Origin of the sequence: Nocardioides abyssi (genome assembly GCF_030412915.1) — a bacterium.
Classification (GTDB): domain Bacteria; phylum Actinomycetota; class Actinomycetes; order Propionibacteriales; family Nocardioidaceae; genus Nocardioides; species Nocardioides abyssi.
Genome location: NZ_JAUHJR010000327.1, coordinates 1 through 209, shown reverse-complemented (window position 1 = coordinate 209; position 209 = coordinate 1). Strand labels below are relative to the sequence as shown.

At 72.2% G+C, this 209-nt stretch carries 1 protein-coding gene; it reads right to left on the bottom strand.

Annotation, left to right across the window (positions count from 1 at the left end; all coding sequences use genetic code 11):
• On the bottom strand, positions 1-209 hold a 209-nt coding region (locus tag QWY29_RS20900; protein WP_300963120.1), incomplete at both ends, for a beta-eliminating lyase-related protein.

The window sequence follows — 209 nt, the reverse complement described above, 5'->3', positions numbered from 1 at the left end:
CAGGTCCTCGATCGGGAGCACCGCGCCACCGGCGATGTTGTGGGTGCACTCCACCGAGATCGCCGCGGTCCGCACGAAGAACGGGCCGTGGTCGGGCGCGTGCATCTGCCGCAGCATCGCCAGGTCGACCTGGCCGCGCGGGTGGAACCAGGTGCGCATCGTGATGCCGGAGTACGCCGCGTGGGCGCCGAGCTCGGCGCGCGCGATGT